This is a genomic window from Pseudomonas sp. GW822-FHT03F08, from assembly GCF_058801265.1.
The window spans coordinates 602,816-618,376 of record NZ_JBXANC010000002.1; the positions used below are offsets into that span (position 1 = coordinate 602,816).

The 15,561-nt window shown below is 61.8% G+C and carries 15 protein-coding genes; 9 read left to right on the forward strand and 6 right to left on the reverse strand.

All coding sequences use genetic code 11. The features are described from left to right. The first annotated feature begins 11 nt into the window (after positions 1-11). From AC1RME_RS06520 to AC1RME_RS06550, 7 genes are all read left to right on the forward strand, one after another. On the forward strand, positions 12-776 hold the full coding sequence (locus tag AC1RME_RS06520; RefSeq protein ID WP_096821469.1) for an amino acid ABC transporter ATP-binding protein: 765 nt from the start codon (positions 12-14) through the stop codon (positions 774-776). Between the two features lie 39 nt (positions 777-815). Further along, positions 816-1,640: an ABC transporter substrate-binding protein gene (locus AC1RME_RS06525; protein ID WP_096821470.1), complete on the forward strand. Its 825-nt coding sequence runs from the start codon at positions 816-818 to the stop codon at positions 1,638-1,640. Positions 1,641-1,697: 57 nt separating this feature from the next. Beyond that, positions 1,698-2,546: a polysaccharide deacetylase family protein gene (locus AC1RME_RS06530; RefSeq protein ID WP_176504870.1), complete on the forward strand. Its 849-nt coding sequence runs from the start codon at positions 1,698-1,700 to the stop codon at positions 2,544-2,546. After that, the gene (locus AC1RME_RS06535) at positions 2,539-3,429 is read left to right on the forward strand and encodes a polysaccharide deacetylase family protein (RefSeq protein ID WP_096821472.1); all 891 of its coding nucleotides are present in this window, start codon (positions 2,539-2,541) and stop codon (positions 3,427-3,429) included. The genes AC1RME_RS06530 and AC1RME_RS06535 overlap by 8 nt, the downstream gene beginning before the upstream one ends. Then, on the forward strand, positions 3,426-4,778 hold the full coding sequence (locus tag AC1RME_RS06540) for an MmgE/PrpD family protein (protein ID WP_096821473.1): 1,353 nt from the start codon (positions 3,426-3,428) through the stop codon (positions 4,776-4,778). The genes AC1RME_RS06535 and AC1RME_RS06540 overlap by 4 nt, the downstream gene beginning before the upstream one ends. A gap of 16 nt (positions 4,779-4,794) precedes the next feature. Further along, the gene (locus tag AC1RME_RS06545; protein WP_096821474.1) at positions 4,795-5,973 is read left to right on the forward strand and encodes an MFS transporter; all 1,179 of its coding nucleotides are present in this window, start codon (positions 4,795-4,797) and stop codon (positions 5,971-5,973) included. 159 nt (positions 5,974-6,132) lie between these two features. Then, complete coding sequence (locus AC1RME_RS06550; protein ID WP_096821475.1) at positions 6,133-6,819, forward strand: HPP family protein; 687 nt, start codon at positions 6,133-6,135, stop codon at positions 6,817-6,819. Positions 6,820-6,852: 33 nt separating this feature from the next. Here AC1RME_RS06550 and AC1RME_RS06555 read toward each other — a convergent pair whose 3' ends face one another. Beyond that, on the reverse strand, positions 6,853-7,332 hold the full coding sequence (locus AC1RME_RS06555) for a hypothetical protein (protein ID WP_096821476.1): 480 nt from the start codon (positions 7,330-7,332) through the stop codon (positions 6,853-6,855). 280 nt (positions 7,333-7,612) lie between these two features. Here AC1RME_RS06555 and AC1RME_RS06560 point away from each other — a divergent pair, with 280 nt between their 5' ends. Both AC1RME_RS06560 and AC1RME_RS06565 read left to right on the forward strand, forming a co-directional pair. Next, the gene (locus AC1RME_RS06560; protein WP_096821477.1) at positions 7,613-8,719 is read left to right on the forward strand and encodes an enoyl-CoA hydratase/isomerase family protein; all 1,107 of its coding nucleotides are present in this window, start codon (positions 7,613-7,615) and stop codon (positions 8,717-8,719) included. A gap of 3 nt (positions 8,720-8,722) precedes the next feature. Then, entirely contained in the window at positions 8,723-9,874 is a 1,152-nt protein-coding gene (locus AC1RME_RS06565) for an acyl-CoA dehydrogenase family protein (protein WP_096821478.1), read from the forward strand. Between the two features lie 37 nt (positions 9,875-9,911). On the opposite strand, the gene AC1RME_RS06570 is transcribed toward AC1RME_RS06565, so the two are convergent. From AC1RME_RS06570 to AC1RME_RS06590, 5 genes are read right to left on the reverse strand one after another with little or no spacing between them, the layout of a single operon-like run. Beyond that, on the reverse strand, positions 9,912-10,685 hold the full coding sequence (locus tag AC1RME_RS06570; RefSeq protein ID WP_096821479.1) for an enoyl-CoA hydratase: 774 nt from the start codon (positions 10,683-10,685) through the stop codon (positions 9,912-9,914). A 14-nt stretch (positions 10,686-10,699) separates the two neighbouring features. Then, entirely contained in the window at positions 10,700-11,827 is a 1,128-nt protein-coding gene (locus AC1RME_RS06575; RefSeq protein WP_096821480.1) for an acyl-CoA dehydrogenase, read from the reverse strand. Positions 11,828-11,846: 19 nt separating this feature from the next. Continuing rightward, positions 11,847-13,037 carry an acetyl-CoA C-acyltransferase gene (locus tag AC1RME_RS06580; RefSeq protein WP_085745585.1) on the reverse strand — a complete coding sequence of 397 codons (1,191 nt, stop codon included), beginning with the start codon at positions 13,035-13,037 and terminating at the stop codon, positions 11,847-11,849. Positions 13,038-13,049: 12 nt separating this feature from the next. After that, on the reverse strand, positions 13,050-13,811 hold the full coding sequence (locus AC1RME_RS06585) for an SDR family NAD(P)-dependent oxidoreductase (protein WP_096821481.1): 762 nt from the start codon (positions 13,809-13,811) through the stop codon (positions 13,050-13,052). A 16-nt stretch (positions 13,812-13,827) separates the two neighbouring features. Continuing rightward, the gene (locus tag AC1RME_RS06590) at positions 13,828-15,492 is read right to left on the reverse strand and encodes an AMP-binding protein (RefSeq protein ID WP_096821482.1); all 1,665 of its coding nucleotides are present in this window, start codon (positions 15,490-15,492) and stop codon (positions 13,828-13,830) included. Positions 15,493-15,561 lie beyond the last annotated feature (69 nt).

The window sequence follows — 15,561 nt, forward strand, 5'->3', positions numbered from 1 at the left end:
GAGAATCGAACATGAGAAGCATCGTCAAGGCTGTGGCCCTGAACAAATATTACGACCAGTACCACGCGCTCAAGGACATCAACATCGAGGTCGAGCAAGGCGAAGTGCTGTGCATCATCGGCCCGTCCGGCTCGGGCAAGAGCACCCTGCTGCGCTGCGTCAATCAGCTGGAAAAGATCGACAAGGGCGGTTTGTGGGTCGATGGCGAACTGGTGGGCTACCGCGTCGTCGGGCACAAGCTGCACGAACTCAACGAATCGCAGATTGCCCGTCAGCGCCTGGCCACCGGCATGGTGTTCCAGCGCTTCAACCTGTTTCCGCACATGACTGTGCTGCAAAACATCATCGAAGGCCCGTGCCAGGTGCTCAAGCGTTCACCCAAGGAGGCGCATGAAGAAGCCCTGGAACTGCTGGCCCGGGTCGGCCTTGCCGACAAACGCGACAGCTACCCGATCGAGTTGTCGGGCGGTCAGCAGCAACGGGTGGCGATCGCCCGCGCCCTGGCCATGCGACCCAAGCTGATGCTGTTCGATGAACCCACTTCGGCACTCGACCCGGAACTGGTCGGTGAGGTGCTGTCGGTGATGCGCGATCTGGCGCAGACCGGCATGACCATGATCGTCGTCACCCATGAACTGGGCTTCGCCCGGGAGGTTTCCAACCGCATGGTGTTCATGGACGGCGGGCAGATCGTGGAGGCTGGAAGCCCCGAAGAAATACTAATAAGTCCGCAAAACCCGCGCACCCAAAGCTTCATTTCTGCCGTTCGAACCTGAGGCCCCTTTGGCCTTCACAACACTCATAAGAGAACGTCCATGAAGAACTTCGTTATCCCAGCAGTACTCGCAGGCCTGATGGCTTCCAGCGTCAGCTTCGCCGCCGAATTGCCGGCCGGCATCAAGGAAAAAGGCGAGATCGTCGTCGCGATCATGCCCAACTATCCGCCGATGGATTTCAAGGACCCGGCCACCAACAAGCTCACCGGCCTTGACTACGACCTGGGCAACGCTCTGGCCGAGCGCCTAGGGATCAAGATCAAGTGGCAGGAAACCGGCTTCGAGCAAATGATCAACGCCCTGACCACCGACCGCGTCGACATCGTGCTGTCGGGCATGACCGACACCGCCGAGCGTCAGGCCAGCGTGACCTTCGTCGACTACTTCACCAGCGGCCCGCAGTTCTACACCTTGCAGAAGAACACCGCGACCAACGAAATCACCGACCTGTGCGGCAAGAAAGTCGGCACCAGCCGCCGCACCACGTTCCCGGCGGAAATCGCCGCGTGGAGCAAGGAACACTGTGAAGCGGCAGGCAAACCGGCGATCAACGTGATCGGCACCGAAGGCTCGGCCGACGCCCGCGCCCAACTGCGTCAGAGCCGTATTGATGCGGCGATGCAGGGCAGCGAGACCCTGTCGTACCTCAAGACTCAGGAAAAGGACATGTACAAGACGGTCGGCCAGCCGATCTCCGTGCAGTTCACCGGGCTGGGTGTGAGCAAGAAGAAACCTGAGCTGAGTGAAGCGGTGAAAGTGGCGTTGCAAAGCATGGTGGATGACGGCAGCTACAACGCGATTCTGAAGAAGTGGGATCTGGAGCTGGGTGCGATCAAGGACGTGACCATCAACGCCGGCAAGTAAACCGGTCAGCGCCGACCCTACCGGTCGGCGCCTTTTTCATGAACAGCTGGAGCGCCCTTGATGTCCTCCTTGCAACCCACCTGGCCCGACCAGCACAAAGCCTGCCTCGCCCTGGCCTTCGACCTCGACGGCCCGACCGGCGACGCGATGCTCAACGGCTCGATCTGGCACAAACCCGAATACTTCGGCTTCGGCGGTTACGGCCCCTACCGCGCCTTGCCACGCCTGCTCGATCTGCTCGACACCTTCAAGATCCCGACCACCTTCTTCGTCCCCGCCTGGGTCGTGGAAAACTGGCCGAAACAGTGCCAGGCCATCGTCGAGCGCGGCCATGAAGTCGCCTACCACGGCTACAAGCACGAATCCTTCTACGCCCTGACGCTGGACCAGCAGCAGGCCGTGATGAACAAGTCCCGCGACGTCTTCTGGCAATACCTGCACATCCGCGCCGAGGGTTTTCGCACTCCGTCCGGCGACTGGCGCGCCGAGACCCCGGCGATGCTGGCCGACAACGGCGTCATCTATTCCAGCAGCATGCGCGGCGACGATCGTCCGTATCTGGTCAACGTCCCCGGCCACGACACCCCGCTGGTGGAGATCCCCGGCCGCTGGGAAATGGACGACTACGCCTCCCTCGCCTACACCCGCGCACCAAACTTCCCGTCCGGGCTCGACCGCACCGCCAGCTATGAGCTGACCCTCGACAACTGGCAACGCGAGTACGACGGCGCGATGGACGAGGGACTGTGCCTGACCACCCTGTTCCACCCGAAAATCACCGGCAAACCGGGGCGCATCCTGTTGCTGGAGAAACTCTTCGAACACATGCGCCAGCGTGATGACGTGTGGTTCGCCACCTGCCGCGACGTCGCGCGCTGGTGGCTGAAGGAGCATCACCATGGCTGACGTCAACCATTCCTGGCCCGCCGGCAAGCGTTGCGCGGTGGTGCTGACCGTCGATTACAACGACATCCACGGCATTCTCACCCAAGCTCCGGAAGTTGCCGGGCGCGACAAGACGCTGTCGGTGTGGCGCTACGGCACGCAACGGGGTGTCGAGCGCTTGCTCGGCCTGCTCAGGGAGCTCGGGGTGCGCAGTAGTTGGTTCGTGCCCGGCATCGTCGCCGAGGAAAACCCGCAGCACATCGCCGCGATTCAGGCGGACGGCCATGAAATCGCCTGCGCCGGCTACCGTCATCAGGATTACGACACGCTGGATCTGGCGGCGCAAAACGCAGAAGTCGCCAAGGGTTGTGCAGCACTGGAAGCGTTGACCGGCGTGCGTCCGACCGGTTTCCGGATTCCTGCGGGTAACGGCGCGCCGGGCTTCATTGAGGCCTTGAAAGATCGCGGCATTCACTGGTCGTCATCTTGGCGTGGCGATGATTTGCCGTTCTTGCACCCGACTGCGCCCGAAGTGGTCGAGTTGCCGCTGCATTACGAACTGGAAGACGAGCCCTATTTCGCCTTCAACCTGAGCCCGGCCGTGCCGCCGGCGCAATCGCGGATCGCTTCCTACAGCCACACGCTCGGTAACCTGCAAATGGACTTCGCCGGGTTCCACCGCTTCGGCCTGTGCTACGTGCTGCGCCTGCACCCGGAAATCATCGCCACGCCGGGGCGTATCGGTGTGTTGCGTGAATTGCTGCGAGGCATTCAGCAGCACGACGACGTGTGGATTGCCACAGGCGCCGAAGTCGCGCAGTGGTGGGCGCAAACGGCGGCGCCGGTCGCGCAAGATCATCCGGCGTCGGTGTACGAGCGCCATTATCGGGACTACCTCGTATGACCCAACGCATGCAACGGCTGGCGCAGTTTTGCGTCGAGACCCGGTTTGAAGATCTGCCCCCGGCGTTGGTGGAGCAAGCCAAACGGCACATTCTGGATACCTTTGGCGCGGCGCTGGCCGGGGCCGACAGTGCGGTGGCGCTTCAGGCTCGGCACGTGTTCGGTGCCGAACCGGGCACCGCACTGGTCTGGGGTTCATCACTGCGTGTCGGCGCCGGGCATGCAGCATTGCTCAACGGCATCGCCGCCCATGCGCTGGAACTGGACGATACCGGCGGTTGCGATCATTCCGGCGCGGTGGTGCTGCCGGCGGTGATGGCGGCGCTGTCGCTGGTGGATCGGCCGGTGGACGGTCGCGAGTTCATCACCGCCGTGGTGATCGGCTACGAAATCGGTCGGCGGGTGCTGGAAGCCTGCGGCAGTTATTCCGCGCACAACGGCGCCGGTTGGCACTCCACCGCCACCTGCGGCGTGTTCGGCGCGGCGGCGGCCTGTGCGCGGATCTTTGCCCTGGATGCAGCGCAAACCGTGTCGGCGCTGGGCATCGCCGGCAGTTTCAGCGGCGGGTTGTGGGCGTTCATCCATGACGGTTCGCAAAGCAAGAAACTGCACAGTGGCCGTGCGGCCGAAGGTGGTCTGCTGGCGGCGCGTTTTGCTCGCGAAGGCGTCAGCGGGCCATCGGTGTTGTTCGATGATGTCTGGGGTGGATTTCTCAAGACCCTCGCGCCGGGTAGCGCGCAACCGGATGCATTGGACGCCGAGTTGGGACAGGTCTGGAAACTCGCGCGCTGCTCGATCAAACCCTACGCCGCCTGCCGTGGCACCCACTCGGCGATCGATGCGCTCGGTTTGTTGCTGGAGCAATTGCAGGTCGGCGCCGATCAGGTGGAAGACGTCCAGGTGAACCTGTGCGGGTTTCTGCTCGACATGTGCGGCGGTCGCGATACCCGCAGCCTGGCCGCCGCGCAGATGAGTCTGCCCTACGCCCTCGCCGCGCGACTGGTGCACGGCCATTGCCGGCTCGAGGCTTACGATGAACAGCCGCGCAACGATCCGCGCATTGCTCAATGGCTGACGCGCATTCGCCTTGAAGTGGATGAGCGTCTGTCGGAGGATGGCGAGCCGGTGGTCATTGTTCGAACCCGCGACGGGCGTCAGGCGAGCCTGTGTGTCGAGGTGCCGCTGGGGGCGCCGGGCAATCCGCTGAGCGAGGCGGCGCTGGAGGAGAAGTTTCTCAGTCTGGCGTTGCGCGTGAGTTCAGCAGCCCAGGCTGAACGGCTGCTGGCGCAGTTGCGGCAACTGCAAACGCTGGATTCCGTGCGCGATCTCGAGCACCTGTTAACCGAATAAGGACATTTGATTTTCCGTGGCCACCTACTCGCTCGTTATCCGCCGCCTGATGATCGTTTCGCTGACGATTGTCGTCAGCCGCGCCATCACCAGCCCTTTGCTCACCTTGTTTTTGAGCAACAAGCTCGGCCTCAACCAACAGGACGTCGGGTTGCTGCTGGGCATCGCGGTGTTCATCGCCACCCTGCTTGCGCTGTACGGCGGCTACATCATCGATCGACTCGAGAAACGTCGGTTGCTGATTCTGGCGATGCTCTCCAGTGCAGTCGGCTTCGTGCTGCTGACCTTCGCCAAAGACCTGTACCTGACCACCGCGACCCTGGTCATCACCGAAACCGCCTCGGCGTTGTTCCTGATCGGTTCCAAGGCCATCCTCAGTGAAAACCTGCCCATGGGTCAGCGGGCCAAGGCGTTTTCCCTGCGCTACACCCTGACCAACATCGGCTACGCCACCGGCCCGATGCTGGGTGTGGTGATCGCCGGGGTGTACCCGATTGCGCCGTTCCTGATTGCCGCCGGCATCGCTTTCGGCAGCATCTTCCTGATGATCGGCATTCCCAAGGACGCCAGCCCGGTCGCCGCCATCGGTCAGCCGCAAAGCTTCCTGAAAACCCTGATTACCCTGAAAAACGACCGCACGCTGATCATGTTCACCTGCGGTTGCCTGCTCAGCACCGTGGTCCACGGGCGCTTCACCCTGTACCTGTCGCAATACCTGCTGGTGGTCGAAGACTCGCAGCGCGCCCTGCAAACCATGGCCGCCCTGCTCGCCTGTAACGCCATCGCGGTGATCCTATTGCAGTACCAGATAGGCCGCTTTCTCAACCGGGAAAAACTGCGCTACTGGATTGCCGCCGGCACCAGTCTGTTCATTCTCGGCCTGATCGGTTTCAGCCTCGCCGACAGCCTGGTGAGCTGGTGCATCGCAATGTTCATCTTCACCCTCGGCGAGATGATCATTTATCCGTCGGAGTTCCTGTTCGTCGACACCCTGGCCCCGGAAGAATTGCGCGGCAGTTATTACGGCGCGCAGAACCTCGCCGCATTGGGCGGTGCGTTGAGTCCGGTGATCTGCGGTTTCCTGCTGATGCACACGCCGGCGCCGACCATGTTCTATGCGCTCAGCGCGCTGACCGCGATGGGCGGATTCCTGTGCTTCATGAGCGGACGGCGAGTGGCTTTACTTCATAAATAATGCATTGAAGATGCATTTATATGAATTTGTCAGCATCGAGATTGCTTGGCACACTGTGCACGTTCCTCCCCCAATAGTTGGAACACTTCGAAGGACTTTCCGGATTGACGGACAAGTCCTTTTTTTTGCCTTCAGTTTCCCCAAGAGGATCGGTTCTTCATGCTCGCTCGCTGGTTGCCCGCCGCCATCAACACCCGTCCCACCGAATGGAGCCGCGCCGCCATCGGTATGGCGCTGGGCACGTTGTTCAGTGTGTGGGCGTGCAGTCAGGTGTTCGGCATCGAAGTCGCCTACCACCTGATCGGCCCGCTGGGCGCCTCGGCGGTGTTGCTGTTCGCCGTGTCCTCCGGCGCCCTCGCCCAGCCGTGGTCGATCATCGGCGGCTACCTGTGTGCGGGTGTCGTGGCATTGCTGGTGGCCCACGTCCTCGGCCGAACTCTGGGCAGCGCGTGCCTGGCGGCGGGCATGGCGCTGATTCTGATGTGCTGGCTGCGCTGCCTGCACCCACCGGCCGGCGCGGTGGCATTGACGATGGTGCTGGCCGACCCGACGACCATCGCCATGGACTGGAAAGCCCTGGAACCGGTCATGCTCAGCGCCGCGTGCATGCTGCTCAGCGCGCTGGCATTCAACAACCTGACCCGCATCCGCTACCCGAAACGCCCGGCCGAACCCGCGCCCGCCGTGGCGCCGATCGATACGCAGGCCATCACGGCTGAAGACCTGAAACTGGCGCTGGCGGACATGGAGGCATTTATCGATGTCACGCCGGAGGATCTGGAGCGGTTGATTCATGCCAGTGAACTGCATGCCAAGCGGCGGAGCATTGGTCAGGTGTTCACCTGAGCGCGACATATGGCGACAACGCCCCGCAAGCGATCAATCCGGCATCGACCGGATGATGTCCGTCAGATCCTCTTTGGTGATTTCATTGGCTTTGATAGCTGCGGCGACGTCTTTTTTCGAGAGAGGAAAACGTTGGAAAATGTCTTTCAACGCATCGGCATCGACGCTCGACAACCAGCGAGGATCAATCAATGATCCTCCATACTCGGGCTTCATCGGCACTGGATCGCCGGCAATAACACCCTTGTGATTGAAAAAGACCATGTAACGGCTAAAACCTTCGGGATAGCTTTTGTCGTAATAAAGCGTCGTGCTGACGGGCAGCACGTAATAGTGTTCATCATCGCCACGCCCCGCGATCAGCAAGGGTTCTTTGGTCCTGATCATCTCCATGCCATACGCCCTGGAAAGCCCGCCACGCAGGACAAACGCCAACGCTGCGACATTGATAACCGTCAGCAGCAGTAGCAACACAACGATCAGTCTGCCTGTTGAATACCTTGTTATTGACATGGTGCGCCTCCATTGCGCGTTGAGCTCTGATGAAAAAATCGCTGGGGTTCTGTTGCAGATGCTGTTGAAGCGAAGGTCTGTTTGCAGGCTCGTCGCAACCGCCGCGCAGCCTAGCAGGCGCCAGCGCTCCGGCCACAATTTTTCATTTTGTGGTCAAGGCAAAAATGCAGACACCCCATGCACATATCCCCGTTGTACATGGCAAATTTGCACTGTTACGATCCGGTAACGCTCGCGCGCGAGCTTCTCGAATAAAGACAATAAAAGCAGGGAGTTAGTGATGACTGCTCAGGCTTCATCCCCGCGGACTTCGTCCATGGATGCCACGCCACACGAAGTGCTGGCCGAGGTTCGCAATCACATCGGTCATCTGACCCTCAATCGCCCCGCCGGCCTCAATGCCCTGACCCTCGACATGGTGCGCCAGCTCCAGCAATACCTGGACGCCTGGGCCGCTGATGCCGATATCCACGCGGTCGTGCTGCGCGGTGCCGGCGAGAAAGCCTTCTGTGCCGGTGGCGACATTCGTTCCCTGTACGACAGCCATAAAAGCGGCGACACACTGCATGAAGATTTCTTCGTCGAGGAATACGCCCTCGACCTGACGATTCACCATTACCGCAAACCGGTGCTGGCATTGATGGACGGCTTCGTCCTCGGCGGTGGCATGGGCCTGGTGCAAGGCGCCGATCTGCGGGTGGTCACCGAGAAGAGCCGTCTGGCGATGCCTGAAGTGGCGATCGGGTATTTTCCGGATGTCGGCGGCAGTTATTTCCTGCCGCGCATTCCCGGCGAACTGGGGATTTACCTGGGCGTCAGCGGCGTGCAGATTCGTGCAGCGGATGCGCTGTATTGCGGGCTGGCCGACTGGTATCTGGACAGCAGCAAACTCGGCATCCTCAACGAACAACTCGATCACCTGGAGTGGCACGATACGCCGCTCAAAGATCTGCAAAGCCTGTTGGCCCGCCACGCCGTGCAAACCCTGCCGGATGCGCCGCTTGAAGCCTTGCGCCCGGCCATCGACCACTTCTTCGCGTTGCCCGACGTGCCGAGCATCGTCGAGCAATTGCGCGCCGTGACCGTTGCCGACAGCCACGAATGGGCGACCACCACCGCCGACCTGCTGGAAACCCGTTCACCGCTGGCCATGGGCGTGACCCTGGAAATGCTGCGTCGCGGCCGGCACCTGAGCCTGGAACATTGCTTCGCCCTCGAACTGCATCTGGATCGCCAGTGGTTCGAACGCGGCGACCTGATCGAAGGCGTGCGCGCCTTGCTGATCGACAAAGACAAATCACCACGCTGGAACCCGCCGAGCCTTGCCGGGCTGCACGCCGAGCACATCGCGAGTTTCTTCCACGGTTTCGCTGAGAGCGGGAGCTGAGCCATGCACGATCTCGAATTGACTGAAGACCAGGTAATGATCCGCGACATGGCCCGGGACTTCGCCCGTGGCGAAATCGCCCCCCACGCCCAAGCCTGGGAAAAGGCTGGCTGGATCGATGACGGTCTGGTGGCGAAGATGGGCGAACTCGGCCTGCTGGGCATGGTGGTGCCGGAAGAATGGGGCGGCACCTATGTCGACTACGTGGCCTATGCGCTGGCGGTGGAAGAGATTTCCGCCGGTGACGGCGCTACCGGCGCGTTCATGAGCATTCACAACTCGGTGGGCTGCGGGCCGGTGCTCAACTACGGCAGCGAAGAACAGAAACAGACCTGGCTGGCGGATCTGGCCAGTGGCGCGGTGATCGGCTGCTTCTGCCTGACCGAACCCCAGGCCGGCTCCGAAGCACACAACCTGCGCACCCGCGCTGAACTGCGTGACGGGCAATGGGTGATCAACGGCGCCAAGCAATTTGTCAGCAACGGCAAGCGGGCGAAACTGGCGATCGTGTTTGCGGTGACCGATCCGGATCTGGGCAAGCGCGGTATCTCGGCGTTCCTCGTGCCGACCGACACACCGGGTTTCATCGTCGACCGCACCGAACACAAGATGGGCATCCGCGCCTCCGACACCTGCGCGGTGACGCTGAACAATTGCAGCATTCCCGAAGCGAATCTGTTGGGTGAACGCGGTAAAGGCCTGGCGATTGCCCTTTCCAACCTGGAAGGCGGACGCATCGGCATCGCGGCGCAAGCATTGGGCATCGCCCGTGCGGCGTTTGAAGCGGCGCTGAGTTACGCCCGTGATCGGGTGCAGTTCGGCAAGGCGATCATCGAGCACCAGAGCATCGCCAACCTGCTGGCGGACATGCAGATGCAGATCAACGCGGCACGCTTGATGATCCTGCATGCGGCACGGCTGCGCACGGCGGGCAAACCGTGTCTGTCGGAAGCTTCGCAGGCCAAATTGTTTGCTTCGGAAATGGCTGAGAAGGTGTGCTCGTCAGCGATTCAGATTCATGGCGGGTATGGGTATCTGGAGGATTACCCGGTGGAGAAATATTACCGGGATGCGCGGATTACCCAGATTTATGAGGGGTCCAGCGAGATACAGCGGATGGTGATTGCGCGGGAGTTGAAGAACTACCAACTCTGATTGGGCGCCCCCACGCAATGCGTGGGGGCGAACTCCATTACTTGCCTTGGAACTCCGGCGACCGCTTGGCCACAAACGCCGCCATCCCTTCTTTCTGATCCTGCGTCGCAAACGCCGCATGGAACACCCGACGCTCGAATCGCACACCTTCAGTCAGGTTCACTTCAAAGGCGCGGTTGACGCTTTCCTTGACCATCATCGCAATCGGCAACGACTTGCTGGCGATCACCGCCGCGACTTTCAGCGCTTCATCCAGCAGTTCATCACTCGGCACGATCCGCGCGACGATGCCGCAACGCTCGGCTTCAACCGCGTCGATCAAGCGTCCGCTCAGGCACATTTCCATGGCCTTGGCCTTGCCCACGGCGCGGGTCAGGCGCTGGGTGCCGCCCATGCCCGGCAGCACGCCGAGGTTGATTTCCGGCTGGCCGAATTTGGCGTTGTCGCCGGCCAGGATGAAGTCGCACATCAGCGCCAGTTCACAGCCGCCACCGAGGGCGAAGCCGTTGACGGCGGCAATGATCGGCTTGCGGCGGTTGGCCACGCGGTCGCTGTCGCTGAACAGGTCGTCCATGTAGATCTGCGGGTAGGTCAGATCCGCCATTTCCTTGATGTCGGCGCCGGCGGCGAAAGCTTTTTTCGAACCGGTGATGACGATGCAGCCAATGTTCGCATCGGCTTCCAGGCCATCGAGGGCGTGGTTCACTTCGCTGACCAGTTGCGCGTTCAGGGCGTTCAGCGCCTGCGGGCGGTTCAGGGTGATGACGCCGACGCGACCATGGGTTTCCAGCAAAATCGTTTCGTAACTCATGTGCAGATTCCTTCTCAAAGATTGCGCGAAATGACCATGCGCTGAATGTCGCTGGTGCCTTCGTAAATCTGGCAGACCCGCACGTCGCGGTAGATGCGCTCCAGCGGGAAGTCGTTGAGGTAACCGTAACCGCCCAGGGTTTGCAACGCCATGGAGCAGACCTTCTCGGCCATTTCCGAAGCGAACAGCTTGGCCATCGACGCTTCGACCAGCGCCGGTTGACCGCTGTCACGCAGGGCGGCGGCGTAATGCACCATCTGCCGCGCCACGGCGATCTGGGTCGCCATGTCCGCCAGGCGGAACGCCACGGCCTGGTGCTCGATGATCGGCTTGCCGAAGGTGTCACGCTCACGGGCGTAATCACGGGCCGCTTCGAACGCGGCACGGGCCATGCCCACCGATTGCGAAGCGATGCCGACGCGGCCGCCTTCAAGGTTGGCCAGGGCGATCTTGTAGCCCTCACCCTCCTCGCCCAAACGGTTGGCGACCGGCACTTTGACGTCTTCGAACAGAATCTGACAGGTGTCCGAAGCGTGCTGACCGAGCTTGTCTTCAATGCGGGCGACTTTGTAGCCCGGCGAGTCAGTCGGCACGATAAAGGCGCTGATCCCGCGCTTGCCGGCACTCGGGTCGGTGACGGCAAACACGATCACGATCCCGGCGTTCTGCCCGGAGGTGATGAACTGTTTGCAGCCGTTGAGCACGTAGTGATCGCCTTCCAGTCGTGCACGGGTTTTCAGGCTACTGGCATCGGAACCGGCCTGCGGTTCGGTCAACGCGAAAGCACCGAGCATCGCACCGCTGGCCAGCGGCTTGAGGAAGCGTTCGCGCTGGTCGTCGTTGCCGAACTTGAGGATCGGCACGCAGCCCACTGAGTTGTGCACGCTCATGATCGTCGAGCAAGCACCGTCGCCGGCGGCGATTTCTTCCAGGGCCATGGCGTAAGCCAGGTAACCGGTGTCGCATCCGCCCCACTGCTCCGGCACCAGCATGCCGAAGAAGCCCAGTCCGGCCATTTCGCCGATGGCTTCTTTCGGGAAGCGGTGCTCGCGATCCCACTCGGCGGCGAACGGTTTCAGCCGTTCCTCGGCAAACTGCCGGGCCATGTCGCGGATTTGTTGTTGGTCGTCATTGGGAATCATGGCAAATCCTTAAATCGGTTCAGACGCACTCGACGGCCATCGCCGTGGCTTCGCCGCCGCCGATGCAGATCGCCGCGACGCCGCGTTTCAGGCCTTTCTGGCGCAGGGCCGAGAGCAAGGTCACCAGAATCCGCGCGCCGGACGCACCGATCGGATGACCGAGGGCGCAGGCACCGCCATGGATGTTGAGCTTGTCGTGGGGGATTTCCAGATGGGTCATCGCCGCCATGCCGACCACGGCAAACGCTTCGTTGACCTCGAACAGATCGACCTGATCCAGCGACCAGCCGGTTTTCTTCATCAGCTTCTTGATCGCGCCAATCGGTGCCACCGGGAACAGGCCCGGGGTGTCGGCGAATGCTGCGTGGCCGTGAATCACCGCCAGTGGTTTCAGTCCTTGTTTCTGAGCTTGCGACTGACGCATCAGCACCAGTGCCGCTGCGCCGTCGGAGATCGAACTGGAGTTGGCTGCGGTTACGGTGCCGCCCTCGCGGAACGCTGGTTTCAGCGAAGCGATCTTGTCCAGTTTGGCTTTTGGCGGCTGTTCGTCGTTGCTGATCACAACCTGTTCCTTGCCGACGGTCACGGTCAGCGGAACGATTTCGGCCTTGAAGCTGCCGTCCTTGATCGCCTGCTGGGCGCGGGTGGTCGAAGCGATGGCGAAAGCGTCCTGAGCCTCGCGGCTGAAGTCGTTGGTTTCAGCGCAATCTTCGGCGAAGGTGCCCATCAGGCGACCCTTGTCGTAGGCATCTTCGAGACCGTCAAGGAACATCGAATCCAGCACCCGGCCGTGGCCCATGCGGTAACCGGCACGGGCGCGGTCCAGCAGGTACGGCGCGTTGGACATGCTTTCCATGCCGCCGGCGATCACCACATCGGCGCTGCCGGCCAGCAGCATGTCGTGGGCCAGGATGGTGGTTTCCATGCCCGAACCGCACATCTTGTTGACGGTGGTGCAGCGGGTGGATTTGTCCAGCCCGGCACCCAGTGCAGCCTGACGCGCAGGCGCCTGGCCGAGACCGGCTGGCAGTACGCAGCCGAACAACACTTCATCGACCGCATCGGCGGCGACACCGGCACGCTCAACCGCAGCCTTGATTGCAGCGGCGCCCAGTTGCGGTGCAGTCAGGCTTTTCAGTTCGCCTTGAAAGCCGCCCATCGGGGTACGAACGGCGCTGACAATGACAATCGGATCGTTGGAGATGGTCATGAGAAATCCTCCTTATTTGGCGGCCATGCGCAAGGCACCGTCGAGACGGATCACCTCGCCGTTGAGCATGCTGTTTTCAATGATATGCCGCACCAGTGCGGCGTACTCGGCAGGTTTTCCCAAGCGCGGCGGGAACGGCACGCCAGCGGCCAGCGAGTCGCGCACTTCCGGGGTCATGCCGGCCATCATCGGGGTTTCGAAAATGCCCGGGGCGATGGTCATCACGCGGATGCCGAAGCGCGCCAGTTCGCGGGCGGCAGGCAGGGTCAGGCTGGCGATGGCGCCTTTGGAAGCGGAATACGCGGCCTGGCCAATCTGGCCGTCGAATGCAGCGACGGAGGCGGTGTTGATGATCACGCCGCGCTCGCCGTCAGCGTTGGCTTCACTTTCGGCAATCGCTGCCGCTGCGAGGCGCAGCATGTTGAAGCTACCGATCAAGTTGACGTTGATCACCTGCGCAAAGCTCGCCAGCGCATGCGGGCCGTTCTTGCCGAGGATCTTCTCGCCCCGGACGATACCGGCGCAGTTCACCAGACCATTCAGGCTACCGAAAGCTTTTACCGTAGCCTGTACGGCGGCTTCGGCGGCGGTTTCGTTGCTGATGTCGGCCACTACGCTTTGCGCACCGAGGCGTTGAGCCTGAGCGGCGACGGCTTCGGCGTTCATGTCCACCAGCATCACTTTGGCACCGGCGGCAACCAACAGCTCAGCGGTGGCTGCACCCAGCCCGGACGCACCGCCGGTGACGATAAAAACCTTGTTCTCGATCTGCATGACTGTTTCCTTGGATTCAAGCTGAAACGTTGTGCGCCGCAGCCTCTTGAGCCTTGGCGATTTCCTGGTTGCGCAAGATAAAGCGCTGCAATTTGCCGCTTGGGGTTTTCGGCAACTCGCTGACAAATTCGATTTCACGGGGGTACGAATGCGCGGCCAGACGTTTGCGCACGTGCTGACGCAGTTCTTCGGCCAGCGCTGGCTCGGCGCGGTATTGCGGGTTGAGCACGACGAAGGCTTTCACCAGTTCGGTGCGCTCGGGATCGGGTTTGCCGACCACCGCCGCTTCGACCACCGCCGGGTGCTCGATCAGTGCGCTTTCCACGTCGAACGGGCCGACCCGATAGCCTGAAGTGGTGATCACGTCGTCACTGCGGCCGACGAAGCTGATGCTGCCGTCCGGGTTCCACTCGACGGTGTCGCCGCTCAGGTAGTAATCGCCGACGAAGGCCTTGGTCGGTGCACCTTCGTAACCGGCGAACCAGCACATTGGCGATTGCGTGCGGTCGATGGCGAGAATGCCCGGCTGACCGACGCCGAGTTCGTTGTTCTGCTCGTCGAGCACCACGATGCGATGGCCCGGCGAGGCAAACCCGGCGGCGCCGAGGTGGATCGGGTGTTCGAGGCCATGGTGATTGCACAGCACCATGCCCAGTTCGGTCTGGCCGTAATGGTCGTGAATGACCACGCCGAGGTTGTCAGCGAACCAGCGGATCACTTCCGGGTTCAACGGCTCGCCGGCGCTACTGACGATGCGCAGCTTGCCCTTGATCGATTTGGCGAACTCGTCGCCGCCGGCAATCAGCAGGCGATACGCCGTAGGCGAACCGGTGAGGTTGGTGATCCCGTACTTGTTGATCACCCGGCAGGTGCTTTCGAGGGTGAACGGGCCATCGTAGAAGGTGATCGGATGGCCCATCGACAACGGGCCGGTGACGCCGAAATAAATGCCGTAGGCCCAGCCCGGATCGGCGACGTTCCAGAACGCATCTTCCGGGCGCAGATCCACGGCATCGCGGGTGTAGCTCTGGAACGCCACGACTGCCTTGAGCGGCACCGACAACGCTTTCGACGGGCCGGTGGTGCCCGAGGTGAACATCAGCAGGAACGGGTCTTCGCCGGTCAACATCACCGGTTCGCAGACATTGGAGTGGTTGGGCAGCTCGGCCCAGAAACTGAAATCGCCACGGACAATGCCCTGGCCTTTCGGGCCGCCGACGGTGACCAGCGTCGGGCAGTCGGCGACTTCACTGAGCTTCGGCCGGTTGACCGCATCGGTCACCACCACTTTTGCGCCGGAACTGTTCAGGCGATGTTCGAGGGCTTTGGGGCCAAACGCGGTAAACAACGGTTGATACACCGCGCCGATGCGCCAGGTGGCGAACACGGTGATCAGCAATTCGATATTGCGCGGCAGCAGACCGGCGACCTTGTCGCCCTTCTGCACGCCCTGGGCGAGAAGGAAATTGGCGAAACGCGCGGCTTTGTCCTGCAGATCGCTGAAGGTGTAAGTCGCACTGGCGCCATCGCGGCCCTCCCAGAACAGCGCGATGCGCCCCGGCAAGGCGTGACGGTCACAACATTCGACGCAGGCGTTGAGCGCCTCGAGCGTGCCGCTGAGTGCGGCGTCCACGGTGTGCTGATAATCAAACTGCTGGGTGGCAGACAAGTAATCGCGCATTGCCAGAATCCCTCTGTGTTTTTATTAGGTTGGGGAACCGTAAACAACAGAGGAATACTCGCGCCGCAC

What these genes read in the sequence shown, in the direction of transcription:
- AC1RME_RS06520 (WP_096821469.1), top strand. Translation starts at nt 12, where the DNA reads ATGAGAAGCATCGTCAAGGCTGTGGCCCTGAACAAATATTACGACCAG.
- AC1RME_RS06525 (WP_096821470.1), top strand. Translation starts at nt 816, where the DNA reads ATGAAGAACTTCGTTATCCCAGCAGTACTCGCAGGCCTGATGGCTTCC.
- AC1RME_RS06535 (WP_096821472.1), top strand. Translation starts at nt 2,539, where the DNA reads ATGGCTGACGTCAACCATTCCTGGCCCGCCGGCAAGCGTTGCGCGGTG.
- AC1RME_RS06540 (WP_096821473.1), top strand. Translation starts at nt 3,426, where the DNA reads ATGACCCAACGCATGCAACGGCTGGCGCAGTTTTGCGTCGAGACCCGG.
- AC1RME_RS06550 (WP_096821475.1), top strand. Translation starts at nt 6,133, where the DNA reads ATGCTCGCTCGCTGGTTGCCCGCCGCCATCAACACCCGTCCCACCGAA.
- AC1RME_RS06555 (WP_096821476.1), bottom strand. Translation starts at nt 7,332, where the DNA reads ATGTCAATAACAAGGTATTCAACAGGCAGACTGATCGTTGTGTTGCTA.
- AC1RME_RS06560 (WP_096821477.1), top strand. Translation starts at nt 7,613, where the DNA reads ATGACTGCTCAGGCTTCATCCCCGCGGACTTCGTCCATGGATGCCACG.
- AC1RME_RS06565 (WP_096821478.1), top strand. Translation starts at nt 8,723, where the DNA reads ATGCACGATCTCGAATTGACTGAAGACCAGGTAATGATCCGCGACATG.
- AC1RME_RS06570 (WP_096821479.1), bottom strand. Translation starts at nt 10,685, where the DNA reads ATGAGTTACGAAACGATTTTGCTGGAAACCCATGGTCGCGTCGGCGTC.
- AC1RME_RS06575 (WP_096821480.1), bottom strand. Translation starts at nt 11,827, where the DNA reads ATGATTCCCAATGACGACCAACAACAAATCCGCGACATGGCCCGGCAG.
- AC1RME_RS06580 (WP_085745585.1), bottom strand. Translation starts at nt 13,037, where the DNA reads ATGACCATCTCCAACGATCCGATTGTCATTGTCAGCGCCGTTCGTACC.
- AC1RME_RS06585 (WP_096821481.1), bottom strand. Translation starts at nt 13,811, where the DNA reads ATGCAGATCGAGAACAAGGTTTTTATCGTCACCGGCGGTGCGTCCGGG.
- AC1RME_RS06590 (WP_096821482.1), bottom strand. Translation starts at nt 15,492, where the DNA reads ATGCGCGATTACTTGTCTGCCACCCAGCAGTTTGATTATCAGCACACC.